Origin of the sequence: Methyloceanibacter sp., from assembly GCF_051306395.1 — a bacterium.
Classification (GTDB): Bacteria; Pseudomonadota; Alphaproteobacteria; order Rhizobiales; family Methyloligellaceae; genus Methyloceanibacter.
In genome coordinates this window covers 1-5,640 of the sequence record NZ_JBPPND010000210.1, presented here as the reverse complement: position 1 = coordinate 5,640, position 5,640 = coordinate 1, and the positions used below count along the sequence as shown (strand labels likewise).

Sequence of the window (5,640 nt, the reverse complement as noted above, 5' to 3'; positions counted from 1 at the left end):
TTTTTTGAACGCTATCGCACGGCTGGTCGGAGCTGCCATGTGTTCGGCCTGTTGATGCGGCACTGTTCATGGCCGCTGGCCATAATGCTCTCCGCAGATCGGGTCCCGGTCAAAAGCACGCGCTTCAGGTGGCGCTCTGGCACTTGTGGGTTGTCCCGGTCCGTGGGCCGACTGGCTTGGGTGCGTTATGCGATCATTGCCCTTTCCAACCTCGTTGCACGGGAAGCCGTTCCCCGCGCGTTCGTGTTGCTGCCTTATGCTGATGCCGGCAGCGGTGTTCGATAGCTCTCATTGCGGGCCATCATCGCCCAGGCTATGCGCGCGATCTTGTTGGCCAGTGCGATAGCGGCGATCTTGACCGATCGGCGCTCCATGAGCCTTATGAGCCAGGGATGGCGTGTGTAGCCCAACTGTTTGGCTCGTCTGATGACCGACAGGGCGCCAACGACCAGTAACGAACGTAAGTATCGGTTGCCCGCCTTGGAGATAGAGCCGAGGCGTTCCTTGCCGCCGGTGGAACTCTGTTTTGGGACCAGCCCGATCCAGGCACTCAAGTCACGGCCTGAACGGAAGACATTTGGATCAGGGATGCTGGCAACAAGGGCTGTGGCGATCAACGGACCAACACCGGGGATCGCTTCAAGCCGTTTGCTGGTCTTGCTGGTCCGGTGCCATGCAAGCAACCGCCGATCGGCTTCCAGGATCTGGCGCTTCACCATTGCAAGCTGTGCCGCCAGGGCCATCAGGCACGCGTGGGCTGCCGGTGGTATGCGCTCATCCTCGCCCCTGGTGATGAGATCCAACAACTTCTCGGCGCCGTTGCGGCCAATACCGGCAACAATACCGAACTCTGCAAGATGCGCCCGGATCGCGTTGATCAACGCCGTACGCTGGCGAATAAACAACTGCCGGGTCCGATGTAGCATCAGTACCGATTGCTGCTCAGGGCTCTTGATCGGCACAAAGCGCATCGTGGGGCGCTGAACCGCTTCACAGATCGCCTCAGCATCGGCAGCATCGTTCTTATTGCGCTTGACGTAAGGCTTCACATATCGCGGCGGCATTAGCCGCACCTCATGGCCCACCTTCTCAAGTTCTCGAGCCCAGTGATGCGCAGTCGCACAGGCCTCAATGCCGATGACGCACCCCGGCGGCTTGCGAAAGAAGGGCAAGACCTGAGACCGCCTCAGTTGCCGACGGACGATCACCGCGCCAGACGCATCAATCCCGTGAACTTGAAACACCGACTTGGCGATATCCAAACCAATCGTTGTAATCTCTTGCATGGATGGCTCCTCTCAATTGTGATCGCTTCAACAGCAACCACAGTGTGGCACCTGGATGCCGGTGGAGGAGCCGTCCACAGCATCAAAAGCAGACATCGCGCCTCCAGTGTTAGGTAAATCTCGCTAGCACACGCGCAGTAAGTGTTTCACACGCTTCACCTGCAAAAGGAAAGGTGTCGCGCAGGGCGTCATGCAGGGCGGGAGCCAAAACCGTTTGCAGCCGCCGCCGCGCACGTAGGAGCCTAGTCTTGACCGTTGGAGGAGCAATCTGCAATGCGTCAGCGGTTTCCTCGACGCTCAGCCCTTCGACCTCGCGTAAGATGAAGACAATCCGGAACGCGTCCGGTAAATCCGCTATGGCTTGCTCGAGAAGTCTGGCGACCTGGCCTCGCGCGGCGTCGGCTTCCGGTGACGATGAAGCGGCGGACCCTCCCATCAAATTCTCCCGATAATCATCGATAAGGGCAACGGATTGTGTACGAAGCTGGCTGAGCTTGCGTTGCTCGGACCTGCGCCGGCCGAGAGCTTCGTTCAATACGATCCGCGTCAGCCAGGTGCTAAGAGACGACGCACCTGCAAATTTGTCGATCGCGGCGAATGCCTTGAGGTATCCATCTTGGACAGCGTCCTCAGCGTCCGCCGGGTCTTTCAGAACACTCCACGCAGTTCGATAGAGACGTTGATTGTTGCGTCTGGTCACGACGCGTACGGCGAGCGTATCGCGCTGAGCTATTCGTCTCGCGAGCTCAATATCGGTCAGAGTCTCATAGTCCAGCGCAACGCTTGTCATGTTTCCTACTGCGATGCCGAACCCGACTGGAGTTGGCTCGCGAGTTGCTCGGCGTGCTTTTGGTGCGCCCGGAATACTCCCAGACCGCTTTGCAGCAACGCCTTTAACTCGGCACTCTGCGCGTCCGGAATGAGTGTGTCGCTCAGCGCGGTGTTGACCATCTTATGATAGGCAACCTCATTGTCCATGTAAGCCCTGTCGAAAGCCGCTTTATCCAAGCTCGCAAGCTTGTTACGGGTAGCTTCGCCTGCTTGGTGAGGCTTTGGCTGGTGGGATTGTCCGCCGGCTTGACATTCAATTTCTTTACCAACGCCAAAGCCTGATTGTTCACCGTCGTATGGTCGCCAACCATCTGCTGTCCAAAGGCGCGGACATCGTTATTTTTCGACTTGTCCAAGGCCTGGCTAGCGGCCTCGATGTCGATCTGTCCCGCGGTATAGGCGATATGGGCAATTTGGGGATCGGTGGGCTTTGTCGCCTGATCAGCCGCAACAGCGGCCTGGCGAACAGAAGGGTGCCCGACAGAGCACCGGACGGTCTTGTGCGTACCACTTTCCTTTCGCTGTCGGCGAAGCGTGCCGCTTGCGCGAAACGCTTCACTCGGCTTGAGCCATTTGATGCGAAATGGGGCAAAGAGGTTCCCGGCGCTTAGCCTCGTCTAGGGTTCTCGACGTAGCCGGCGGTGACCTCGCCTTTGTGGGCGGCGAAGGCTGCCAGGACTTCGGCCTTCTCACGCTTTGGGATCTTGAGGAAATCCAGGGTCCGTCCAAGCTCCGCTGCGACCTCATCAAATTCTGCCGGGGAGATCCGAAGGTGCCGGTGGGCCTCTTCAAGGCCGAGCGGCGTCGTGCCGGGTTTAGTGGCCGTGAATTGGAACGGCCCACCCGAAACGTCGCAGACCCACAGCGTTCGCATAAACTTGAGGCCGGGCAGTCTTCCCAGATTCTTGGTGTGCCATTCCCGCAGCTGCGGGTTCTTGGAGTTCTGACCGACGATAGGGTTTTTCACGACGGCGTCGCTGAAGTGATCCACCGCCGCCGCGATGGCAAAGACGCCGCCCAGCCGCTCGTACAGACTTTTCTCAGGCGTGGTTTGGGCCTGTGCGTACGCGTTGTTGGGCCCTCCCGTAGTCACTGGGAAGGCGCTCAGCGCCAGGCCTGCGACCATGGTTCGTCTTGTGATAGTCGAAATGTCCTGTGCCATTGCTCATCTCCTTAGTGATGGCGACGGCTAAGGGCCGAGCATGCCCCGCCGCTAAGTCGCGAAGTACCTGAACATTGGATGGCACGACCCCTCGATAGGTTCCCGTTAACAGGGCTTTTAACGCCAACTAGCCTTAGACTCTCCGGACGCAACCAAGATTGTCTGCTTTGTTGGGTCAGAACAGACCCTCGCGGCAATGCTGCGGCACGTCGGCTCCGTGCCATGAGCGGCCCTGCCAGCTGACGCGCCGTCGCCACGTGATGGCGTTTTCTACCAGGTACTGCGGGTCAGCCCTGTGACACATGGGCCAGGCGCCTACTTGGTGGGGACGTAACCGAAGTAGTTCCTGAATTCGGCGGTGACTGCATCGATGGCGTGGGCATCACCGGTTAGGCGGCCGATCATCAGCGCGCCCTGAGCGCCGGCGAAGATTTGCATCGCAACGTCGCGCGGGCGCTGGTCTTTGATTTGGAACTGGCCGCGCTCTGCGCCTTCGCGGACGATGCTCTCCAGCAAATCGAGATGCAGCTTGGTGAAACGGTGCAATGCGCTTTGCACGGACGAAGAGACCCCATCAAACACCGCCGCGAACGATCCACCGGGGCACATGCGCTCGCCCTTGCCGTGAATGTCTCGAAACATTTCGAAATAGCGCTCCAGCCGCGCGGCCGGATCCTCGCCATCGACTTTCGCCAAGTATGTCCGTACCAAGTCCGCCGCGCGCTCAAGCACGGCCAAAGCGAGGGCCTCCTTGGAGTCGAAATAGTGGTAGAGGCTTGGCTTTCGGCATCGTCTGGATTGCAGCATTTTCGCTCTTCGTCGCCGTCTATGGGCCGATGCTGCTGACCGTCAATCGGTGAGGAGAGCATCTTCAGAACCAATGAGCCTCTTCGAGGCTGAAAACACCTGCGCCTACACGTGTGCCCACAGGCTGCTGAAAACCGGATAAGTATTGGTCGGAGTGGCAGGATTTGAACCTGCGACCCCCTCTCCCGAACGAGGGTCTTCGGAGCTTACCAGACTGCGCGGTGCGTTTTCGTTGGTGCCCGCACGGCTCTGGTAGAGTGGGGCGAGCTTTCCCACATGTGGGAGAGCTAACCGCAAGAGGTACAGACTTAAAATGCCCCAACCAGTTGTCGTCACCATCCCCCACCGGCTCGGCAAGGACGAGGCCAAACGCCGACTGCAGGCCGGCTTCAGCAATGTACACTCGCATGTGGGCAACAGCTTCGTCACGTTGAAGGATACCTGGGCCGGTGATCATCTGGATTTCCAGGCGAACCTGCTCGGCAAATCGACCACCGGATCGGCGGACGTGGCCGATGATCATGTGCGGCTCGAAGTGCAGCTTCCGTGGGTGTTGGCAATGATCGCCAACAAGGCCAAGGCCTTAGTGAAGCGTCAGGGGCAACTCATGCTGGAGAAGCCAACGTCGAAGCGTTGACGCAGGTGTCCTGGTGGGACACTCGTGCCAGAAAACATAGTGATCATATGGGAAGATGAGTCTCCGACTTACTAAGCGCATTGAACCGTGCGGAAACGCGGATGTCGCAACCACGCGTGGGAGGCAAACAATAAACGCACCTTGTGCTTAGCACTCTTGATAATGCTGATGCCGAGCACTTACGCTGCCGCCTTGCTGGCCGAAAGCGCCGCGGGAAAGCGCTTGCACGACGCTAACTGCATGGGATGCCACAACACCGACATCTCGCCAACGTCTCAACCATTGCGGGTATGGATATATTTATCGCGCTAGGCTTGTAATCCGCCTCATCAAGCTCCATATGGTTAGTACTGGCACGCCGGATCCCTAGGCGCTGACGGTCAAGATTATCGTGCCGATTACGTGCACGCTCCTTTCCCGAATATTAGCACTCAGCACCACTGCCCTTGAAGGGCCAGGGTCCGGCGGTTGTCAGCCTGCGAAAATGCTTAAACCCACGAGGTATTTCATGACCGTCACCCATAGTCCCCAAGCTGCCGCCGACCAGGTCCTCGCGGCCTACCGCAAGACTACAGACCAGCTCGGCAACCTCGGTCTCGATACCACCGTACCGGAGGGCGTGCGCGCTCTTGCCAAGAAGGCCATAGCGCAGACCCGCGAAGCCTATGACCGCTCCTGGCATGCTTTCGATGCGTCCTTGACGACGTTCGAACGGACCTTCGACGCTGCCGGCCAAGGTGCTGCTGCGTTCAACCGCAAGATCGTCGACCTCGCCCGGCGCAACGTCGATTCGAGCTTCGACTTGGCCACGAGCCTTGCGGGCGCCAAGGACCTCGCCGACGTAGTGGAACTGCAAGCGGCCTTTTGGCGCAAGCAGTTCGGCGTATTGACGGCGCAAGCAGAGGAAGTCCGTACAC

Annotated in this window: 6 protein-coding genes and 1 pseudogene; 2 read left to right on the top strand and 5 right to left on the bottom strand. The window is 59.0% G+C overall.

Annotated features, from left to right (window positions below):
- Positions 1-254: 254 nt before the first annotated feature.
- From ACSLE4_RS11080 to ACSLE4_RS11060, 5 genes and pseudogenes are all read right to left on the bottom strand, one after another.
- Positions 255-1,286 carry an IS110 family transposase gene (locus ACSLE4_RS11080; protein ID WP_435904509.1) on the bottom strand — a complete coding sequence of 344 codons (1,032 nt, stop codon included), beginning with the start codon at positions 1,284-1,286 and terminating at the stop codon, positions 255-257.
- A gap of 109 nt (positions 1,287-1,395) precedes the next feature.
- The gene (locus ACSLE4_RS11075) at positions 1,396-2,076 is read right to left on the bottom strand and encodes an RNA polymerase sigma factor (RefSeq protein WP_435904508.1); all 681 of its coding nucleotides are present in this window, start codon (positions 2,074-2,076) and stop codon (positions 1,396-1,398) included.
- Positions 2,077-2,081: 5 nt separating this feature from the next.
- A pseudogene (locus tag ACSLE4_RS11070) lies at positions 2,082-2,548 on the bottom strand (DUF4142 domain-containing protein); the annotation flags it as partial.
- Positions 2,549-2,724: 176 nt separating this feature from the next.
- Positions 2,725-3,279: a group I truncated hemoglobin gene (locus ACSLE4_RS11065; RefSeq protein ID WP_435904507.1), complete on the bottom strand. Its 555-nt coding sequence runs from the start codon at positions 3,277-3,279 to the stop codon at positions 2,725-2,727.
- A gap of 315 nt (positions 3,280-3,594) precedes the next feature.
- Positions 3,595-4,086, bottom strand: coding sequence for a TetR/AcrR family transcriptional regulator (locus ACSLE4_RS11060; protein ID WP_435904506.1), 492 nt, complete (start codon positions 4,084-4,086; stop codon positions 3,595-3,597).
- A gap of 313 nt (positions 4,087-4,399) precedes the next feature.
- Between ACSLE4_RS11060 and ACSLE4_RS11055 the strand changes: the two genes are divergently transcribed.
- Both ACSLE4_RS11055 and ACSLE4_RS11050 read left to right on the top strand, forming a co-directional pair.
- Entirely contained in the window at positions 4,400-4,723 is a 324-nt protein-coding gene (locus ACSLE4_RS11055) for a polyhydroxyalkanoic acid system family protein (RefSeq protein WP_435904505.1), read from the top strand.
- A 508-nt stretch (positions 4,724-5,231) separates the two neighbouring features.
- Positions 5,232-5,640, top strand: a 409-nt coding sequence (locus tag ACSLE4_RS11050; RefSeq protein WP_435904504.1) for a phasin family protein, incomplete at its 3' end; no start/stop codon positions are given.

Excerpts from the sequence above, each read along its gene's own strand:
- ACSLE4_RS11060 (WP_435904506.1), bottom strand. The coding sequence starts at position 4,086 with ATGCTGCAATCCAGACGATGCCGAAAGCCAAGCCTCTACCACTATTTC.
- ACSLE4_RS11080 (WP_435904509.1), bottom strand. The coding sequence starts at position 1,286 with ATGCAAGAGATTACAACGATTGGTTTGGATATCGCCAAGTCGGTGTTT.
- ACSLE4_RS11075 (WP_435904508.1), bottom strand. The coding sequence starts at position 2,076 with ATGACAAGCGTTGCGCTGGACTATGAGACTCTGACCGATATTGAGCTC.
- ACSLE4_RS11065 (WP_435904507.1), bottom strand. The coding sequence starts at position 3,279 with ATGGCACAGGACATTTCGACTATCACAAGACGAACCATGGTCGCAGGC.
- ACSLE4_RS11055 (WP_435904505.1), top strand. The coding sequence starts at position 4,400 with ATGCCCCAACCAGTTGTCGTCACCATCCCCCACCGGCTCGGCAAGGAC.